At 69.2% G+C, this 17,961-nt stretch carries 20 protein-coding genes; 11 read left to right on the top strand and 9 right to left on the bottom strand.

Going from position 1 to position 17,961, the window contains the following annotated elements; translation table 11 throughout:
• The first annotated feature begins 6 nt into the window (after nucleotides 1–6).
• Nucleotides 7–1,107: an LOG family protein gene (locus tag AOZ06_RS50680; RefSeq protein ID WP_054295921.1), complete on the top strand. Its 1,101-nt coding sequence runs from the start codon at nucleotides 7–9 to the stop codon at nucleotides 1,105–1,107.
• On the opposite strand, the gene AOZ06_RS50675 is transcribed toward AOZ06_RS50680, so the two are convergent.
• From AOZ06_RS50675 to tgmC, 4 genes are all read right to left on the bottom strand, one after another.
• A complete protein-coding gene (locus AOZ06_RS50675) occupies nucleotides 1,096–1,644 on the bottom strand; it encodes a YbaK/EbsC family protein (RefSeq protein ID WP_054295920.1) in 549 nt (182 codons plus the stop codon). The genes AOZ06_RS50680 and AOZ06_RS50675 overlap by 12 nt on opposite strands.
• Nucleotides 1,641–2,345: an alpha/beta fold hydrolase gene (locus AOZ06_RS50670; RefSeq protein WP_157233692.1), complete on the bottom strand. Its 705-nt coding sequence runs from the start codon at nucleotides 2,343–2,345 to the stop codon at nucleotides 1,641–1,643. Before AOZ06_RS50670 ends, AOZ06_RS50675 begins: the two co-directional genes overlap by 4 nt.
• Complete coding sequence (locus AOZ06_RS50665) at nucleotides 2,342–2,635, bottom strand: DUF2516 family protein (RefSeq protein WP_054295919.1); 294 nt, start codon at nucleotides 2,633–2,635, stop codon at nucleotides 2,342–2,344. Before AOZ06_RS50665 ends, AOZ06_RS50670 begins: the two co-directional genes overlap by 4 nt.
• A 103-nt stretch (nucleotides 2,636–2,738) precedes the next feature.
• Nucleotides 2,739–3,881: an ATP-grasp peptide maturase system methyltransferase gene (tgmC, locus tag AOZ06_RS50660; RefSeq protein ID WP_054295918.1), complete on the bottom strand. Its 1,143-nt coding sequence runs from the start codon at nucleotides 3,879–3,881 to the stop codon at nucleotides 2,739–2,741.
• 137 nt (nucleotides 3,882–4,018) lie between these two features.
• On the opposite strand from tgmC, the gene AOZ06_RS50655 reads away from it, so the two are divergent.
• Together AOZ06_RS50655 and AOZ06_RS50650 are read left to right on the top strand one after the other, a co-directional pair.
• On the top strand, nucleotides 4,019–4,438 hold the full coding sequence (locus AOZ06_RS50655; RefSeq protein ID WP_054297512.1) for a helix-turn-helix domain-containing protein: 420 nt from the start codon (nucleotides 4,019–4,021) through the stop codon (nucleotides 4,436–4,438).
• Nucleotides 4,439–4,444: 6 nt separating this feature from the next.
• Nucleotides 4,445–5,104 carry a hypothetical protein gene (locus tag AOZ06_RS50650; RefSeq protein WP_054295917.1) on the top strand — a complete coding sequence of 220 codons (660 nt, stop codon included), beginning with the start codon at nucleotides 4,445–4,447 and terminating at the stop codon, nucleotides 5,102–5,104.
• 1,098 nt (nucleotides 5,105–6,202) lie between these two features.
• On the opposite strand, the gene purU is transcribed toward AOZ06_RS50650, so the two are convergent.
• Genes purU through AOZ06_RS50630 form a run of 4 tightly spaced genes read right to left on the bottom strand, consistent with a single transcriptional unit; the run spans nucleotide 6,203 to nucleotide 9,104 of the window.
• Complete coding sequence (gene purU, locus AOZ06_RS50645) at nucleotides 6,203–7,063, bottom strand: formyltetrahydrofolate deformylase (RefSeq protein WP_054295916.1); 861 nt, start codon at nucleotides 7,061–7,063, stop codon at nucleotides 6,203–6,205.
• 16 nt (nucleotides 7,064–7,079) lie between these two features.
• A complete protein-coding gene (locus tag AOZ06_RS50640; RefSeq protein WP_063810260.1) occupies nucleotides 7,080–7,817 on the bottom strand; it encodes a maleylpyruvate isomerase family mycothiol-dependent enzyme in 738 nt (245 codons plus the stop codon).
• Nucleotides 7,818–7,827: 10 nt separating this feature from the next.
• A complete protein-coding gene (locus AOZ06_RS50635; protein WP_054295915.1) occupies nucleotides 7,828–8,634 on the bottom strand; it encodes a class I SAM-dependent methyltransferase in 807 nt (268 codons plus the stop codon).
• Nucleotides 8,613–9,104 (bottom strand): DUF2505 domain-containing protein, encoded by a 492-nt coding sequence (locus tag AOZ06_RS50630; protein ID WP_054295914.1) that lies wholly within the window; start codon nucleotides 9,102–9,104, stop codon nucleotides 8,613–8,615. The genes AOZ06_RS50635 and AOZ06_RS50630 overlap by 22 nt, the downstream gene beginning before the upstream one ends.
• Before the next feature lie 16 nt (nucleotides 9,105–9,120).
• Here AOZ06_RS50630 and AOZ06_RS50625 point away from each other — a divergent pair, with 16 nt between their 5' ends.
• From AOZ06_RS50625 to AOZ06_RS50590, 8 genes are all read left to right on the top strand, one after another.
• The gene (locus tag AOZ06_RS50625; RefSeq protein ID WP_225954452.1) at nucleotides 9,121–10,218 is read left to right on the top strand and encodes a UDP-N-acetylmuramate dehydrogenase; all 1,098 of its coding nucleotides are present in this window, start codon (nucleotides 9,121–9,123) and stop codon (nucleotides 10,216–10,218) included.
• Between the two features lie 78 nt (nucleotides 10,219–10,296).
• Nucleotides 10,297–11,472, top strand: coding sequence for a L,D-transpeptidase (locus tag AOZ06_RS50620; protein ID WP_054295913.1), 1,176 nt, complete (start codon nucleotides 10,297–10,299; stop codon nucleotides 11,470–11,472).
• Nucleotides 11,445–12,299, top strand: a complete 855-nt coding sequence (locus AOZ06_RS50615) for an alpha/beta fold hydrolase (RefSeq protein WP_236951990.1) — start codon at nucleotides 11,445–11,447, stop codon at nucleotides 12,297–12,299. The genes AOZ06_RS50620 and AOZ06_RS50615 overlap by 28 nt, the downstream gene beginning before the upstream one ends.
• Nucleotides 12,296–13,570: a D-inositol-3-phosphate glycosyltransferase gene (gene mshA / locus AOZ06_RS50610; RefSeq protein WP_054295912.1), complete on the top strand. Its 1,275-nt coding sequence runs from the start codon at nucleotides 12,296–12,298 to the stop codon at nucleotides 13,568–13,570. The genes AOZ06_RS50615 and mshA overlap by 4 nt, the downstream gene beginning before the upstream one ends.
• A 5-nt stretch (nucleotides 13,571–13,575) precedes the next feature.
• Nucleotides 13,576–14,055: a type III secretion system chaperone family protein gene (locus AOZ06_RS50605; protein WP_417999985.1), complete on the top strand. Its 480-nt coding sequence runs from the start codon at nucleotides 13,576–13,578 to the stop codon at nucleotides 14,053–14,055.
• A 144-nt stretch (nucleotides 14,056–14,199) separates the two neighbouring features.
• Nucleotides 14,200–15,069 (top strand): DUF4349 domain-containing protein, encoded by an 870-nt coding sequence (locus AOZ06_RS50600; RefSeq protein WP_054295910.1) that lies wholly within the window; start codon nucleotides 14,200–14,202, stop codon nucleotides 15,067–15,069.
• Nucleotides 15,070–15,471: 402 nt separating this feature from the next.
• Nucleotides 15,472–16,212 (top strand): phosphoglyceromutase, encoded by a 741-nt coding sequence (locus tag AOZ06_RS50595; protein ID WP_054295909.1) that lies wholly within the window; start codon nucleotides 15,472–15,474, stop codon nucleotides 16,210–16,212.
• 131 nt (nucleotides 16,213–16,343) lie between these two features.
• Nucleotides 16,344–17,249 (top strand): GNAT family N-acetyltransferase, encoded by a 906-nt coding sequence (locus AOZ06_RS50590; RefSeq protein ID WP_054295908.1) that lies wholly within the window; start codon nucleotides 16,344–16,346, stop codon nucleotides 17,247–17,249.
• Between the two features lie 54 nt (nucleotides 17,250–17,303).
• On the opposite strand, the gene AOZ06_RS50585 is transcribed toward AOZ06_RS50590, so the two are convergent.
• The gene (locus tag AOZ06_RS50585) at nucleotides 17,304–17,915 is read right to left on the bottom strand and encodes a response regulator transcription factor (protein WP_054295907.1); all 612 of its coding nucleotides are present in this window, start codon (nucleotides 17,913–17,915) and stop codon (nucleotides 17,304–17,306) included.
• Nucleotides 17,916–17,961: the final 46 nt, after the last annotated feature.

The raw sequence follows: 17,961 nt of genomic DNA, 5'->3' as shown, positions 1-17,961 counted from the left end.
GCGCGGGTGCGGACCGAGATCACAACCGTTGAGGCACTGCGCGAACACCGCGCCGCCGGTCAGGACCTGCGCGACGCTGTCCTCGTCGGGCTGGACCTGACCGGCGAGGACGACCTGCTCCGCACGGCGCTGGACGGCGCGGTCCTGCTCGGCTGCGAGTTGTCGGGCAAGTCCAGGCGGAAGGCCGAGGCAGCGGGGGCGTTGCTGTTCCCGGACATCCCCGCTTTGCCGTACCGCGTCTACCGGACCACCCTGTACACCCCGGCCGAGCTGTTCGACGGCTTCGACCCGGCCCGTCCGGAGTCCTATGCGGACACTCCGGATGCCCGGATCTACGGGCACAGCAAGGCGCAGGGCCGTACGCCGGATCCGTTGCACGCCCTGGCTGAACGCCTGCACGACCACTCGATCACGAGCGCGCTGGGCGAGGTGCTCGCCGCCTGCGGTTTGCCGCCGGTGGCCGTGATGGGCGGGCACGCGCTGAAACGGGACTCACCCGGCTACCTGGCCGCGATGCGGCTCGGCGCGGCGCTGGGCCGTGCGGGGTTCACGGTGCTGACCGGCGGCGGGCCCGGCGCCATGGAAGCGGTCCCGTACGGCGTCCGGATGCCGGACCACATCGAAGAACTGCACGCCGACCTGGCCAAGGCGCCGAAGTTCGGCTCGGACGCCGCCGGGATCGGCCAGTGGCTGGCCGCCGGGCTCGCGCCCGACCTGCCGGACACCGAGCCGCTCACAATCGGGATTCCCACGTGGTTCTACGGCCACGAGCCGCCCAACCCCGCGTGCCACTGGCACGCCAAGTACTTCGCGAACTCGGTCCGTGAGGACGGGTTGCTGACCGTGGCGACCGCCGGTGTGGTGTACACGCCGGGAAGTGCGGGGACCGTGCAGGAAGTCTTCCAGGACTACACGCAGAACCACTACACCTCGGTCGGCCCGGCCGCGCCGATGGTGTTCCTGGACAAGGACTTCTGGACGACCGACGTACCCGCCGCGCCGCTGGTGCAACAGCTGGCGCGGGGGCGTGACGCGGAGGAGTGGATCCTCGTCACCGACGACGTCGACGAAGCCGTGGCGTTGCTCCGGAAGTACTCAGCGACCTAGCCCCTCGATCACCTCGGCACCGGGGAACTTCACCAGCACCTCGCCGGGGACCAGGATCTTGCTGCCGCGGATCCCGCTGCCGATCACCAGCTCCGGCGCGACCGCCACAGCCTGGTCGATCAGCAGCGGCCAGCCGTCGGGCACGCCGAGCGGGGTGATGCCGCCGTACTCCATGCCGGTCAGGTCGACCGCGGTGTCCATCGGCGCGAAGGACGCTTTGCGCACGTCCAGCCTGCGGCGGACCACCCCGTTGACGTCGGCGCGGGTCGTCGCGAGCACCATGCACGCGGCGAACCGCTCCTCACCAGCGCGTTTCCCCGAGACGACGACGCAGTTGGCCGACGCGTCCAGCGGTGAGCCGTACGCCTCGCAGAACTGGGCGGTGTCGGCGAGGTCCGGGTCGATCTGGGCGACCCCGACGCGGGCCGCGTCGCTCGGGTCGAGTGCGGCCAGTGCGGTGGCGACGGGCGCGCCGAGCAGGTCGGTGCGGTCAGTCGCCCGGGACACCTGCAGTGAGCCGGCAATTGTCCAAGTCACGCCTGCCAGGCTACTTGCAGCAGCTCGCGCAGCTGTGCCCGGTGAGTGATCATGGGCGCGGGCGAGTCGAACAGCTCCAGCTCACCTTTGCCGAACGCGGCCGCGGTGGCCTCGGCGATCCCGGCCGGGTGCAGCGGGTCCCCGACCGCGCCGATCACCAGGGTCGGCGCGGTGACGTGCCGCAACGCTTCCCGGTCGGCGATGGGGAACTGGCCGGACAGCTGGTCGATCGCCGCGGTGAGCCTGCGCAGCGCCTTGGCTCGGGCCTGCACGTAGTCACCGAGCGCGTAACCGTCCGGCAGCGTCTTGGCGATCTCGTCCTCGCTGGTCTGCTTGTGCAGCACCGACTGGACTTCGGCTGACCTGGGCTGGTCGAGAACGGCGGGCAGCAGCAACGCGATCCGGTCGAACCGGTCCGGGTTCTCGGCGGCGATCCTGGTCAGCGCGCCGGCGCCGAGTGACACGCCGATGGCTTTCTGCGCTTTCACCTCGTCGGCGACTCGCAGCACGTCGTCGGCGATCCGCTGGTAGCTCCAGTAGCCTTCCGCCGCGTCGGGTTCGTCACCGTGCGAAGGCAGGGTGAGCACGATCCGTGTTCCGGGCAGGCCGGAGGCGGGGATACGGGCTTCGCCCGGGGTGGCGCCGAGGCCGGGGACGACGATCGTGACCGGGGCGCCCGATCCGTACGCCTGCCAGCTCACCAGCGGTTGCCGCGCTGGACCTCGATCAGGCGGGGCCGCACGTCCACGATGTAGACGAGCACCGCGACCAGGCCCGCGATCCAGAACATCATGGTGAAGTCCGCGAACGAGAACAGCGCCAGCGCCGCGGTTCCGCCACCGGTGATGCCGAGCCATGCCGGTTTGGTCATCCGGTCGATCGCGGTGAACGCGTCCGCACGCTGGAGCAGGGCGTGCACGAACGCGAACACACCGACTGGGAGCGCGGCCCAGTTGATGACCTTCACGAGAAGTATGGCGAACGTTGGCACACCTTCAGACTACGTTGCCTCGAGACACTGTGACCACATGGTCAAGACTCGGCAAAGCCGGCCCCGACTTCCGACGTGCGGAAACGTGCGAAGTCCTGGCAGGTCAGAGCAGGGGCCAGCGGTTCGGGCCGGTTGGTTCGTCGAGCCAGAGTCGTTGCTCCTGTCCGTCGACCGTGATGCCGAACCGGGCGCGTCGCGGCTGTCCGAGCTGCCGCCAGCGCTCATAGGCGACCTCCATCTCGTCCCAGAGCCGACGCGGGCCGGACTGCACGACGGAGTCGCTCTCGTGGCGCGCCCACGAACCGTCGGGATGGGCCAGCACCGCGTAGGTCGAGGCACCGGCGGCGTGCACGTCCGGCAGTTCCAGACCGGCGAAGAACTCGAAAGGACTGGTCGGGCTGATCACCGACGACGGGAGCGCGGTCGGCCGGGCGCTGCCGGGCGCGTCCGGCTCCGGCCACGTGATGGCACGCGTATGGGGAGCACGCAACGGCATGAAGCGACCGTCGTCAGCAAGCACTTCGCCGGTGCCCGTCGCGCCTTCTCCGGCCGTGATGCGCACCAGTCCCGCGCCGAGCGGACGGCTGAGCGTGGTGACAACGACACCGCCGGGGCGGGTCTGCTCCAGCCAGGAAAGCGGGATTCGTGGCACGGCGCACGTGCACAGCACGCGGTCGTAGGGCGCGGCTGCGGGTAAGCCGTCGACGCCGTCGGCGACCGCGCACGTCGGGCGCAGGCCGCAGTCGGCGAGGTGCTGCTCGGCCGGCCCGGCCAGCGACTCGTCGATGTCTATTGTGGACACGAGCTGGTCACCGAGCCGGACGCACAGCAACGCGGCGTTGTAGCCGGTGCCGGTACCGACTTCGAGGACGCGATGATCGTCCTTGACCTGCAACGCTTCCAGCATCACCGCCATGATGGTCGGCATGCTCGACGAGCAGGTCGGTGCACCGACGACCGGTCCGCCGAGGCGCGCGGCCTCCCACCTGGCGCTGTCGCCGTCGAGCTGCGTGACCAGGACGCGGTCGGCGTAGACCTGCGTCAGCCAGTCCTCGTCACCGGCGGCCACGGCTTCCCAGCGACCAGCCCGCTGACGGAAGTAGCGGGGCAGGAAAGCATGCCTCGGGACCGCGAGGAAGGCGTCCCGCCAGGCCGGGTCGGTGAGCGTGCCGTTGCGGACGAGCGCGCGGACGAGCCGGCTCCGCAGTCGTGCCGCGGTGCCTTCCACATCCGCCTTCACGCTCATCGCCCCTCACTGTAGCCCGGTGTGACCGAACCCACCGAGCGCCTGCAAGCACCCCGCTTGCAATTGCTAGCACTCCGGCTTACCGTGGAAAGCGTCGAGAGGAGGTGACCACGGTGACCGACGAACACCAGTCGCCGATGGACAAGGTCGCCGACCTCGGCAGGGACATCGGCGAGTACATCCGCCAGCAGCGCAACACGGCGAAGATCTCCTTGCGCCAGCTGTCGAAACTCGCGGGGGTGTCCAACCCGTACCTGAGCCAGATCGAGCGGGGCCTGCGCAAGCCGAGCGCGGAGATCCTGCAGCAGATCGCCAAAGGCCTGCGCATCTCGGCCGAGGCGTTGTACGTGCAGGCCGGAATCCTCGACCTGCCGACCGGCGGCGCGGTCGCCGACGCGATCCGCGCGGACCAAGAACTGAACGAGCGCCAGAAACAGGTGCTGCTGGACGTGTACGAGTCCTTCCGCAAGGAGAACGCGGCACTCAGGGCAACAGCGGCACCACAGTCCACAGTGGATAAGCCCGATGTGGACATCAAGCGACCCACTGAGGAGTGATTCACCATGACCCGTCCGAACACCGAGGACGTGCGCAAGGCCGTCGAACCCGTCCGCACCTCGCTGCTGGCCGCGGTCGGCGCGGGCGACCTGGTCGCCAAGACCGTGCTGGAAGCAGTGAGCAAGGCCAAGGAAGGCGCGGAGAAGTCGGCGCAGAGCCTGCCGACCGACGTGAACTCGCTGCGCGAGAAGCTGGACCCGGCGGAGCTGCGCAAGGCAGTCGAGGACTACACCGAAGCCGCGGTGAAACTGTACAAGAAGCTGGCCGAGCAGGGCGAGGAAGCAGTCGCCAAGTTCACCTCCCAGCCGCAGGTCAAGAAGGTCGTCGACCAGCTGGAAGACGCCATCGCGCAGGTGCAGGCCCGCGCGGGCGACGTGGCGGACGACGCCCGTGAGCTGGCGGAGGACGTGCTGTCGAAGGTGACCCGCAAGACCCGTTCGGTCGGCGAGAAGACCGCCCGCGCGGCCCAGAAGCTGGCGGACGAGACAGCGGAAGCCGTCGAGGACCTCGGCGACGACGTCGCCCACGAAGTCCGCAGCACCACCCGCAAGGTCGCGAACAAGACGGCCCCGGCCCGCAAACCGGCCACGCCCCGCACGACGACGACCAGCACCACCACGAACACCACGAAGTCAGCCGCCGCGAACAAGACCACCCAGAAGTAAAGAGCAGCGGCGACCCGAGAGCCCCGGCCTTCACTGGCCGGGGCTTTCGCGCATGCAGCGACAGCCCTGAACACCTGAGCCCACAGTCGTTCTAGCGAGTGCGGTCGGTCAGGTGGTTGTGGTTGTGGCTCGCGCCAGTGCGGACCGGCCGAGAACGGCTCAAGCAATGGTCGCCCCTGCCGGTCGAGCGACACCCAACCCACCACGGCGAGCGCCAACGGTGACCGGTCCATCAGTTGGTCGGACAAAAGTTGTCCGATCGGTTGAGCAGTAGCCCCAGCCCAAGGCGGCGAGTGCGCCAGCGTGGACGGTCCATTTCCGGCCCGAGCAAAGTCACCCGGCGATCAAGCGGTGGCCCAGCCCACCACGGTGAGCGCGTTAGCGCAGAGGGGTGCTTCGGGGGTGCTCCTGCCCGTCGGCCTGGGCGAAGCCCAATCACACGTGTCCGGAGGTCCGCCTGCGTTTGTCGCGGGCATCAGCGGCGGTCGTACGGGCCTCTTGACGCGTGTGGTTGCCTCCGGCAGGCCGTCGGGCGGAGCGCCCACGCCTTCTCAGTACACACACCAAGGTCTCGGCTGTGGTCTGGAAGAACACCCACCCTCGGCTCCTGTCTTGAGGTCTGCCTCCCGGCGAGGGACCCGCTTGTTCCGTGCTCACATCCCAGCTATGACCAAGGACCACACCCCGGGCATATCGAAGCGCTGCGGTTCAGTGCACGGAACAAGATGTCCCTCGCCGGGAGCAGACCTCGGGGCAGGAGCGGGTGGCCGGTGTCCTTCGTCTCCACAGCCCGGGCCCCAGGGGTGTGTCCTTCGATGCGCGGGCGCTCCTGCCCGACGGCCTGTCCGGAGGGAACCACGGACTGTCAAGAGGTCCGTAGGGCCTGCGCTGATGGCCGCGAGAAACGTGGGCGGACCTCCTGACAGTCCGTGGTTGGCGTAGCCCAGGCCGACGGGCAGGAGCACCCCCGGACCACCCCTCTACGCTGGCGCGCACGCCGCTGCGGGACGGTCTGCGCTGGCGCGCATGCCGCAAATCTCTGCACTTGCTTGCGCGCGAGCCGATGTGGGTTGGCTTGGTTGGCTTGCTTGGTTGGGCTTAGAACACCACGGTTTTGTTTCCGTGTACCAGGACTCGGTTTTCCAGGTGCCAGCGGAGGCCTCTGGCCAGTACGACTTTCTCGATGTCGCGGCCTTTCCTCACCATGTCCGGGATGTTGTCCGCGTGTCCTACGCGGATCACGTCCTGCTCCACGATTGGGCCCGCGTCCAGTTCGGCTGTGACGTAGTGGCAGGTTGCGCCGACCAGTTTGACGCCGCGTTGGTGTGCTTGGTGGTACGGCTTCGCGCCGACGAACGACGGCAGGAAGCTGTGGTGGATGTTCAACGCCCTGCCTGACCATTCCTCGCACAGCGCGGCCGGCAGGATCTGCATGAACCTGGCCAGCACTATCGCGTGCGGGTCGTGCTGGGCCACCAGTTCTCTTACTGTGGCGAACGCGGTTTCCTTGTCATCACGGCGGAAGGGCACGTGGTGGAAGGGGATTCCGTGTGCTTGCGTGATGTTCGCCAGGTCTTCGTGGTTTCCGATCACCGCTGGGATGTCGATGTCCAGCTCTCCCGACGCCACCCTGCCGAGCAGGTCGTAGAGGCAGTGCCCTTCCTTCGACACCAGGATCACCGCCCTGCGCCGCTCACCCGTGTCCGTCACTGTCCACGAGCCGCCGAGTTCCGCCGCCACTTCGGCGAACTGCCTGCGCAGGGCTTCCATGCCGAACGGCAACGAGTCCGCCAGCACTTCCTGCCGGGTGAAGAACCAGCCCGTGTCCTGGTCCGTGTGGTACGCGGCTTCCACTATCCACCCGCCCGCGTGGGCGAGGAACTGCGAGATCCGGGCCACGATCCCGGTCCGGTCCGGGCAACCGAAGGTGATCATGTACCGGCGTTCGGGCTGGGTCATGCCTTGGGATTCTGCCTCAGCCCGCGTTGACCGCCCGCAACATCTCCTCCCGGCCGGTCAGGATCGCGTGGCTCGGGCGCTTCCACGCCGCCCGGTACACCGCGTCCGCTGTTCCCGCCAGTGTCGCGTCGGCGTCCGTCCCTGAGTCCTCGATCGGGCCTGCTTTCACGGCCCCGCCTTCGGCGTTCACCATCCACGCCCGGCCCGCGTCGGCCGCGTGGACCAGGAGCGTTCCCTCCACGGTGACCTCGGGGCGTTTCATGTGGGCGCGGTACGGCGACAGCATCACGAGCGCCTCGTCTATTCCGTCCGCCGCCAGTTCCGGGTCGAACAGCAGCGTCGGGATGTTCTCGCTGTGCGCGTGTTCGGCGTCCAGGCGGTGGATTGCTGTCTCGTGCGCCTGGCGGCGCGCCCACCAGCCGAATGTCCCCGTCCCGGGTACGAAGCCCCACGCTTGGACACCGGAGCCCGCCGAGCCGAGTGCCGCCACCATCTCCGTGCGTTTGCCGTCCCACCACGTGAGCAGGTCGTCCCAGTTCTCGGGGAGATCCGGGGCGGGCGGCCGCGAGTCCGCCGGGGTCAGCTTCAGCGCCTCGCACGCCATGTTGTGCACGGTCGCGATGTGCCTGACCAGGTCGTTTACTGTCCACTCCGGACAGGTCGGTACCGGGGCCGAGGGACCGGCCGCGACCGCCGCGGCCTTGAGTGCCTCGGCCTGCTCGACGATGTGTGCCAAGTACGTCTCGTGATCCACTCAGCTCACATTAGTGGAATATCGACCACGCCAGCGTTACTTCACCCATCCGCCAGCGCCGCCGGTTGTCCAGCACCGGCCACGACTCCGCCAGCCGCCGGACGGCCTCGGCCCACCGCGCCCTCGGCCCGTACGGGCTCAGCGGCGCCGCCGCGGCCCAGTGCGTGTCGAGCGCGGTGAGCAGGTCGTGGATCCGCTCGCCGGGGATGTTCTTGTGGATCAACGACTTCGGCAGCCGTTCGGCCAAATCGGACGGTTGGGACAGGTCCGCGGGCATGCACGCCAACGTGAACGCGAACGGCCCGTCCGCTGACAGTGTTACCCAACAGCAGCGCCTGCCGATCTCGTCGCACGTGCCCTCGACGAGCAGCCCGCCGGGCGCCAGCCGCGCCAACATGGTCTGCCACGCCGCTGCCGCGTCGGGCTCCGTGTACTGCCGCAACACGTTGAACGCCCGCAGCAGCACCGGCCGGGCGCCTGCCAGTTCGAACCCGCCGCGGCGGAAGTCGAGCGACGGCGGGTCGGCGGACGCCTTGGCGGCCTCGACGCGTTCCGGGTCCAGTTCCAGCCCGAGCACGCGCACGTCCGGCCGGACCGCGCGCAGCCGGGACGCGAGTTCGACCGTCGTCACCGGCGACGAGCCGTATCCGAGGTCGACCACGAGCGGATCGGGCGCGCCGGTCAGCACCGAGGCGACCCACGGCGTCCCGGCCATCCACCGGTCCACTTTGCGCAGCCGGTTCGGGTTCGTCGTGCCGCGCGTCGGGACACCGAGCGCACGGGCCCGGCCCGCCGCTAGCCGCGGTGCGCGAGCCATTTCTCGGTGAACACGGCTTCGCTGGCCAGCAGTTTCGTCACCTGCTCGCCGATCGACTTCTCGATCTTGCCGCCGACGAGCGGGATGGACACGCGAACCTCGAGCGAGGTCACCCACTCGCTGCCGCCGTCCACGTCGGACAGCCGCATGGTGCCGTTGATCTCACCCGGCACACCCTGCACAGCGGCTTTGACCGTGCCGGTTTTGTCCGCACGCCAGGTCTCAGTCCGGTCAACGACGAGGTCGCCCTTGAGCAAGGTCCGGACCGCTGAGGGAAGATGTTCCGCGGCAAGCCCCTGGCGTACGCGGAACGTCGTGGCCTGTGCCGACTCCGTGCGGTCGACCACGGAAGCGTTGTTGCCGCCGAGAGCTTCGAGCCGGTCGGTCAGGAACGCCGGATCCATGACCGCGGCGTACACGGAATCGGCAGGGGCGGCGAACCTCGCCCGGTGCTCCATACGGCTAGGCATGAACCGGAGGTTACCGTTGACGCCTGTGACCACCTCGCGTCCCGGCACTGACGTCCGCTCGGCGATACCGCTGAGCGGCTACACGACGCTGCGCCTCGGCGGTCCGGCGACCAGGTTCATCGAAGCGAGAACCGCTCGCGAGGTGGTCGACGCGGTGCGCGGGGCCGACTCCTCCGGCGAGCCGGTGCTGGTGCTCGGCGGCGGCTCGAACGTGCTCGTGGCCGACGAGGGCTTCGACGGCACTGTGGTGCACATCGCGAGCAAGGGCGTCACCGAGGACTGCACGACCCCGGGCCTGGTGCAGCTCACCGCCGAGGCGGGCGAGAACTGGGACGACGTCGTCGCCAAGACAGTCGCCGCGGGCCTCGGCGGGCTGGAGTGCCTGTCGGGCATCCCCGGTCTCGTCGGCGCCACACCGGTGCAGAACGTCGGCGCGTACGGCGTCGAGGTGGCCGAGGTGCTCGTCTCGGTCGACCTGCTCGACCGCGCCAGCGGCGAGGTGCGCACGCTCACAGCGGACCAGCTCGGCCTGGCCTACCGCACGAGTGTGTTGAAGGGCACGAACCGCGCGGTCGTGCTGCGCGTGCGGTTCGAACTGGCGGACACGGGCATGTCCGCGCCGATCCGGTACGCGGAACTGGCCAACACGCTCGGCGTCGCGCCCGGTGAGCGCGTGCCGGTCGACCGGGTCCGCCAATCCGTGCTGGACCTGCGTCGCGGCAAGGGAATGGTGCTCGACGAGGACGACCACGACACGTGGAGCGCGGGCTCGTTCTTCACCAACCCGGTGCTGCCGCGCGGCGAACTCGATGACGCGGTCGCGCGGATCGCCGCGCACGTCGGACCGGACGTGCGGATCCCCCAGTACCCGGCCGAAGGTGGCGGAAAGCTGTCAGCCGCGTGGCTGATCGAGCGTGCGGGCTTCGCGAAGGGGTACCCGGGGCCAGGAGGGCGCGTGTCCCTGTCGCACAGCCACACGCTGGCGCTGACCAACCGGGGCGACGGCACCACCGCGGACCTGGTCGCATTGGCCGCGGAGGTCCGTGACGGGGTACACAAGGTGTTCGGGGTGCGGCTCGAGGCGGAGCCCGTATTGGTCGGCGTCACACTGTGACGCAGGTCACTTTCGACACACCGGATCTGCCTTGGCGCGTCTCTACGAACAGATGGACGGACACAAACGGAGGTTGACGTGCGGGCAGGACGAAGAACGGTCATCAGCGCGTTCCTGTTGTCCGCCGCGCTTGTCGTGACCGGGTGCTCGTCGAGCGAGACCGGCAACCCCAACGCCGCCGGTGAGGCCCCCAAGGACAGCGAGAGCGCACCGAAGGCGAAGATCGTCGCCGACCCGGCCCCCGAGGCCAAGGAGGTCGAGGTCCTCAAGCCGATCAAGATCTCGGTCACCGAGGGCACGCTCACGGAGGCGACGGTCACCAACCCGGAGGGCAAGAAGGTCGAAGGCGAGATCGCCGCCGACAAGCTGAGCTGGACCAACACCGAGCGGCTCGGCTACGGCAAGACCTACACGTACGCCGCGAAGGCCAAGGGCTCCGACAACAAGGACGTCGAGCTCAAAGGCAGCTTCACCACCATGACCCCGGCCAAGCAGGTCCGCGCCACGCTCAACCCGGTCGACAACGCCACGGTCGGCGTCGGCATGCCGGTCAGCGTGAAGTTCGAGGCCGCGCCGAAGGACCGCGCCGCAGCCGAGAAGGCGCTGAAGATCGAGACCTCCCCCGGCAAGGTCGAGGGATCGTGGGCGTGGCTGTCGGCGACCCAGGTCGACTGGCGGCCCAAGGAGTACTGGCCGGCGGGCACGCAGGTCACCGTCTCGGCCAACCTCTACGGCGTCAACTACGGCAACGGCTACGGCCGCGCGGACGTGACCAGCAAGTTCAAGATCGGCAAGAACCAGGTGTGGAAGGTCAACACGCCCGACCACAACCTCAAGCTCTACAAGGACGGCGCCGTGGCGGCGACGTACCCGTCGAGCAACGGCAAGGACGCCGACCCGAACCTGAACACGCCGAACGGCACGGTCATCGTGATGGCCAAGGAAGCGGTCGGCGACTTCTCCAACCCGCGCTACGGCTACACCAACGTCAAGAAGAAGTGGGCCGTGCGGATCTCCAACCACGGCGAGTTCATCCACGAGAACGAGGAGAACCGCGCCAACATCGGCAAGAACAACACCTCGCACGGCTGCGTGAACCTGTTCGAACCCGACGCGAAGGCCGTGTTCGACGTCGCGCAGATCGGTGACCCTGTCGAGGTCACCGGATCCAAGGCATCCTTCCCCACGACATCGGACGTCAACGATTGGCTGTTCTCGTGGGACAAGTGGAAGAGCATGTCGGCGATCAAGTAACGCTGCACCAGGTCACCGGGGGCACCGGGGTCCGGCTGGCCGTTCGCACGGCCGGCCCGCCCGGTGCCCCCGCGGTCGTTCTGCTGCACGGGTGGGCCCAGTCCGGCGCCGCGTTCTCCGCGCAGCTGGCCGACCCGCGGCTGACCAGCAAGTACCGCCTGGCCGCGCCGGACCTGCGCGGGCACGGCTACTCGGACGTGCCAGACCCCGGCAGCGGCTACAGCGACCCGGAGGCGTGGGCCAGCGACGTGGCCGCCGTGCTCGACCTGGTGGGCACGCCGGCCATCCTGGTCGGCTGGTCGTACGGCGGTGCCGTGATCACCGACTACCTGCGGGCGTTCGGTGACCAGGACCTGGCCGGGATCGTGTTCGCCTCGGCCGCCGTCGAGGTCGGCCGCGGCCGGCCGGGCGCCGGGCCCGGTACCGCGATGCGGTCCGTCGTCCCGTACGTCAACCTCGAAGACCTCGACGCGGCCACCCGCGGGTTCACGGAGTTCGTGCGCGGGATGGCCGAAGGGCACCTGCCCGGTGAGCTCAGCCAGCGGATCGTCGGCGACGCGCTGCGGGTGCCGTGGCAGGTCCGGCGTGCCATGTTCCGCCGGGATTTCGACTCCTCCGGCGTGCTGCAGCAGATCACCGTGCCGACGCTGGTCGCGCACGGCGAACTGGACGCCGTCGTCGACCCGAGTGTGGCGCACTACACAGTCGGGAAGATTCCCGGCGCCCGGCTGCGTTGGTTCCCAAAGACGGGGCACATGCCCTTCGCCGAACGCACCGAGGAGTTCGACGAGATGTTGCTTGAGTTCGCCGACCAGGTGATGGAGTGACCCGCTGGCTGCACGCACCACGCCGGGTCGCGTTGCTGTCCGTGCACACGTCGCCGCTTGAGCAGCCGGGCACGGGTGACGCCGGTGGGATGAACGTGTACATCGCCCAGACCGCGGCGCGGATGGCCGAACGCGGGATCGCGGTCGAGGTCTTCACGCGGGCCACCTCGTCCGACTTGCCGCCGGTGGCTGAGATGGTGCCCGGTGTTCTGGTGCGACACGTGCACGCGGGCCCGTTCGAGGTGCTCGACCGCAACGAGCTGCCCGCGCAGCTGTGCGCCTTCACCTCCGCTGTGCTGCGGACCGAGGCGAACAACGAGCCCGGCTTCTACGACCTCGTGCACTCGCACTACTGGCTGTCCGGGCAGGTCGGCTGGTTGGCGCGCGACCGGTGGGGCGTCCCGCTCGTGCACACCGCGCACACCCTGGCCAGGGTGAAGAACGCGGCTCTCGCCGCCGACGACACACCGGAGCCCAGGACGCGGGAGATCGGTGAACAGCAGGTCGTCGACCAGGCCGACAGCCTGGTGGCCAACACGGAGATGGAAGCCGACGACCTGATCCACCGCTACGACGCGGACCCGGCCAAGGTCACCACGGTCCCGCCAGGCGTCGACCTCGAACAGTTCACTCCCGGCTCGCAGCAGGCGGCACGACGTGCGCTGGGGATCGCGCCGGACGCGAAGGTGTTCGCGTTCGTCGGCCGCATCCAGCCGTTGAAGGCGCCGGACGTGCTGCTGCACGCGGCCGCGCAGCTGCTGGCCGCCGGCAAGGCCGACCGGTCGAGGCTGGTCGTCCTCGTGGTCGGCGGCCCGTCGGGGACCGGGCTGGAACAGCCCCGTGCGTTGCAGGACCTGGCCGCGCGGCTGGAGATCGCGGACGTGGTGCGGTTCCTGCCGCCGCTGCCGGGGCCGGAACTGGCCCAGGTGTACCGCGCGGCGGACGCGGTCGCGGTGCCCAGCCACAACGAGTCCTTCGGGCTCGTCGCCCTGGAGGCGCAGGCGTGCGGTACGCCGGTTGTCGCGACGGACGTCGGTGGTCTGCGGGTCGCGGTGGACGACGGCGTGTCGGGGCTGCTGGTGCCGGGCCATTCCGCGGTCGAATGGGCGAACGCGTTGGCGCGCCTGAGTTTCCCCGGGCTGCGCGGGAAGATGTCCGACGGCGCCGTTGAACACGCGCGCGCGTTCTCGTGGGAACGCACCACGGACGACCTGATCGGTGCGTACGTCCGCGCTGCGGTAGCGTTCCAGGGGGAGGTGGTTGCGTCGTGACCGATGTGGACGCGGTGATCAAGTCCACTTTGGAGGAACGGGAGATCGCCTACGAACGGCCGGAGCCGGGCAAGTACTTCGTGACCCTGCCGGGCACGAAGAAGCTGCGCACCAACTGCTGGCTGATCGTGGGGGCGCACGCGCTCGTCGTCGAGGCGTTCGTCTGCCGCCGCCCGGACGAGGCGCACGAGCAGGTCTACCGGTTCCTGTTGCGCCGCAACGCCAAGCTCTACGGCGTGCACTACACGATCGACGACGTCGGTGACGTCTACCTGCTCGGCCGGGTCGGCCTGCACGCGGTGACCCCGGACGAACTGGACCGCCTGCTCGGTCAGGTCCTCGAAGCCGCGGACGGCGACTTCAACGTTCTGCTGGAGCTCGGCTTCGCCTCGTCCATCAAGCGCGAATGGGAGTGGCGGACCTCGCGCGGCGAGTCGCTCGCCAACCTGAAGGCCTTCGAGCACCTCGCCAAGTTCGACGACTGAGCCCGTCCGGGCGCAGCGAGGACGTCGGATTCCGTGACCAACGAGTGTCCGACTCGTGATCACGGCCCGTACAACGCCCTTGCTGGCTTCGTCCGTCTGTGGTGCATGAGCAGACGAAAGAGTGGCTTGGTCATCTCTGCCGGGGTGGCGCTGCTTCTGGGGTTGACGGCGTGTTCCGGCGAGAGCGGCGGCGGGTTCGCCAGTTCGCCGGAGGGGGTCGCGAAGCCCGCCCAGCCCAACAGCGCCAAGGGGCAGACCGGCGGTGGCAGCGGTGGTGGCAGCGCGCGCGAGCAGCAGACACCGACGCAGGCGGGGCAGCCGCCCGCGCCGGTGCAGGAACGCAAACTCGTGCAGACCGCGCGGATCGACATGACCGTCAAGGACACGTTCAAGGCCGTGTCCGACGCCCGGTCGATCGCCACGACCAACCAGGGATTCACCGGGCAGGAGGAATCCAGTGGCGACCGGGCTTCCATCACGCTGCGTGTCCCCGCTGACAAGTTCGACAGCGCACTGCGCCAGCTCGCCGAGATCGGCACCATCCGCACGCAGCACAAGCAGGCCGATGACGTCACCGAACAGGTGGTCGACCTCGAATCGCGGCTGAACACGCAACGTCAGAGTGTGGCGCGGATGCAGGCCCTGCTCGCTCGTGCGACGAGCGTCGGCGAGATCGCGCAGATCGAGGGTGAGCTGACCCGTCGCCAGGCCGACCTGGAGTCGTTGCAGGGCAGGCGTGACGCTCTCGGGGGCAAGGTGGCACTGTCCACTGTGACGGTCTCGGTCAGCAGGGAGGCCGCGCCGCCGGTGCCGGTGCAGGCCGCGGGTGGCGGTGGGTTCTTCGACGGGCTGACCGACGGCTGGGACGCGTTCGGCGCGTTCTTCACCGGCCTGGCTCGTGTGCTCGGCGCGGTGCTGCCTTTCCTGCTGGCACTCGGCATACCGGCCGGTCTGGTGCTCTACTTCCGACGCAGGCGTAGGAAGCCGGTCGGACCGGTTGCCGAAAGCGCCTGACCTCAAGGATTCCCCGGGTGTTTCACAGGACGGCTCGAGCGAGGGGGAGTCGCGTTCCCGAGCCGCCCTGTGACACATCTCCCGCGCTGCACGCATGGGGCGGGGGGCACCCCAGCGTTCCGGCGGGGTGCGGCTCGACAGGGGAGACGAGCCGCGGGCTGCGTCCCGCCGGTTGGGGAGTGCGTGGGAGCCAACCGGCGGGAGCTTTGTCAACTTGGCAGAGTCCCCCGCCGAGAGCAAGCCTGCCGCTTACCCCATTCGGGTTTTAACCGTGAAAACGAGTCACAGTTCTATTTCGGACTCCGGCGGGTGGACAACCGGCTCTGCGCCGGTGCGCCGAAAGGCCTTGTCCGAGCGCACCTGTTCGGGTGAAACCCGCTTCGATCTGGCAGGCTCTGCGGTATGGCAGTCGGAACCCTGGTCCTGCTCCGCCACGGCGAGAGCGTGTGGAACGCACAGAACCTGTTCACCGGATGGGTGGACGTCCCCCTGTCCGACAAGGGCGTCAAAGAGGCCGAGCGCGGCGGCCAGTTGCTGCGCGACGCGGGCATCCTGCCCGACATCGTGCACACCTCGTTGCTGCGGCGTGCGATCTCCACCGCCCACATCGCGCTCGACGGAGCCGACCGGCACTGGATCCCGGTGCGCAGGGACTGGCGGCTCAACGAGCGCCACTACGGCGCGCTGCAGGGCAAGGACAAGAAGCAGACGCTGGCCGAGTTCGGCGAGGAGCAGTTCATGCTCTGGCGCCGCAGCTACGACACGCCACCGCCGCCGATCGAGCTGGGCACCGAGTTCAGTCAGGACAGTGATCCGCGTTACGCCGGCATCGACGTCCCGCGCACCGAGTGCCTCAAGGACGTCGTCGCCCGGATGCTGCCGTACTGGGACGAGGCGGTCGTGCCGGACCTGCGCGCGGGCCGGACGGTGCTGCTCGCCGCGCACGGCAACTCGTTGCGCGCCTTGGTCAAGCACCTCGACGGCGTCAGCGAGGAGGCGATCGCCGGGCTGAACATCCCGACCGGCATCCCGCTGCGCTACGACCTGGACGACGACCTCAGGCCGACCAACCCCGGCGGGACCTACCTGGATCCCGGCGCGGCAGCCGACGCGATCAAAGCGGTAGCCAACCAGGGCCGCTGACGGGTACGGTTTCCGCGACGCCGTAGAGCGAATGGAGGTGAGGGCCATGTTCACGTCAACTGTCATGCGCTCCCACCTCGTTCCGGCGTTCTGAGACCCGGGAGCGCGCAGCTTTCCCGGAAGGACTTCCTGTGACCGACCTGGTCATCCGCGCCCTCAACCAGGGCGAAGAACACCTTTTCACCGGCTACGACCGGCCCGACGTCGTCGGGTTCGCCCTCTTCGGCCGGACCTACGCCGACTACCTGGCGAAGAACGAATACCGCCCCGAGTGGACGTGGGTGGCGCTGCGCGGCGACCGTGTCGTCGCGCGCGCCGCCTGGTGGGGCGGCCCCGAGGACACCGAGCCGATGACGCTCGACTGGTTCGACTTCGACGACGCCGAAGCGGGCGAGGCCCTGTTGCGGGCCGCGCCGTTCAAGGTCGAGTACTGCCTGGCGCTCCCGTCGAACTGGCGGGACGACCCGGTGACCGCAGAGGCGGGTCAGTCCCGGATCGACGTCGCGCTGAAGGCGGGGATGAAGCCGGTCGTCGAACGGCTGCGCTACACGTGGACCACGGCCGACGGCCTGCCACCGCGGCCGCAGCGGCTGGAGTTCCGCGAGGAACCCGACGACGAGGTGATCGTCGAAGTCCTCGCCGCCGTGCAGCGCGGCAGCCTGGACGCCCACAAGGTCGCCGACCTCAGGACGATGACGCCGGAGCAGGCCGCGCGTTCGGAACTGGAGGACCTGAAGTGGTTCCCCGGCCCGCGCGAGTGGTGGAAGCTGGCGTACGCACCGGACGGTGACCTCGTCGGCATCACCATCCCGACGAAGAACTTCGTCGGCCCGGTCGTCGGGTTCATCGGCGTCGTGCCCGGCCAGCGCGGCCACGGCTACGCCTACGACCTGCTCGTGGAGTGCACCCACCTGCTGGTCGAAGCGGGCGCGGCGCAGATCCAAGCGGACACGGACGTGACCAACCACCCGATGGCCGCGAACTTCCGGCGCGCGGGCTACCCGATCACGCAGGAACGCGTGTTCCTGGACTGGTAGACCCTCGTGAGTGTTTTGGCCGGTTCTAACCGGCCAAAACACTCACGAGGTTGGTCAGATGAGGCCCAGTTCCCGGGCTCTGGCTCCGGCCTGGAACCGGGAGCTGGCTCCCAGCGTCGCCATCAGGTCGTCCACCCGGCGGCGGTAGGTCCGTAAGGAGATACCCATCGCCCGCGCCGCGCCGTCGTCCGGCGCGCCCGAGCCGAGCAGCTCCAGGATGCGGGGCGCGACCGCCCACAGCTCGCCGTAGGCCCGCTCGTAGTCCTCGAGGCTCGCCGCCTCGCCCCACACCTGGTTGAAGAGCGTCAGCACGCCCTGCACCACGCCGGGGATCCAGACCACGGTGAACGTCCGGTCACCGCCCGCGATGATCGCCACCCGCCGGTCGACGATGATCGCCTCGTTCAGGTCACGGGTGGTGATCCGCACCTCCGCGCCCGTCGCGGCCACGTGCCGCGCGTGCTGCGCGCTCGTCGGGTCGAGCAGCACGCCCGGCCGGTAGAGCTTGCGGATCCGGCCCTGCATCGGCGGCTGGTTGTGCGAGGCCCACGTGCGCACGTCGCAGGCGGCGAACGTCACTTCACGGGCCTTGTCGAAGAGGTGCCACGTGCGCTGATACAGCTCGCGGTGCCCGCGTAGCACGACGACTCCAGCACGTGTCTCCATGAGGCTTCTGAGTCTTGTCTCGCCGACCCCACTCCGTCAACGGCCG

The sequence above is a fragment of the Kibdelosporangium phytohabitans genome, assembly GCF_001302585.1.
Lineage (GTDB): Bacteria > Actinomycetota > Actinomycetes > Mycobacteriales > Pseudonocardiaceae > Kibdelosporangium > Kibdelosporangium phytohabitans.
This window is presented reverse-complemented; position numbering and strand designations above follow the sequence as displayed.

Bases quoted from the DNA above. Each gene is read 5' to 3' on its own strand.
- tgmC (WP_054295918.1), bottom strand. From the start codon at position 3,881: ATGAGCGTGAAGGCGGATGTGGAAGGCACCGCGGCACGACTGCGGAGC.
- AOZ06_RS50655 (WP_054297512.1), top strand. From the start codon at position 4,019: ATGGACAAGGTCGCCGACCTCGGCAGGGACATCGGCGAGTACATCCGC.
- AOZ06_RS50650 (WP_054295917.1), top strand. From the start codon at position 4,445: ATGACCCGTCCGAACACCGAGGACGTGCGCAAGGCCGTCGAACCCGTC.
- purU (WP_054295916.1), bottom strand. From the start codon at position 7,063: ATGACCCAGCCCGAACGCCGGTACATGATCACCTTCGGTTGCCCGGAC.
- AOZ06_RS50635 (WP_054295915.1), bottom strand. From the start codon at position 8,634: ATGGCTCGCGCACCGCGGCTAGCGGCGGGCCGGGCCCGTGCGCTCGGT.
- AOZ06_RS50630 (WP_054295914.1), bottom strand. From the start codon at position 9,104: ATGCCTAGCCGTATGGAGCACCGGGCGAGGTTCGCCGCCCCTGCCGAT.
- AOZ06_RS50595 (WP_054295909.1), top strand. From the start codon at position 15,472: ATGGCAGTCGGAACCCTGGTCCTGCTCCGCCACGGCGAGAGCGTGTGG.
- AOZ06_RS50585 (WP_054295907.1), bottom strand. From the start codon at position 17,915: ATGGAGACACGTGCTGGAGTCGTCGTGCTACGCGGGCACCGCGAGCTG.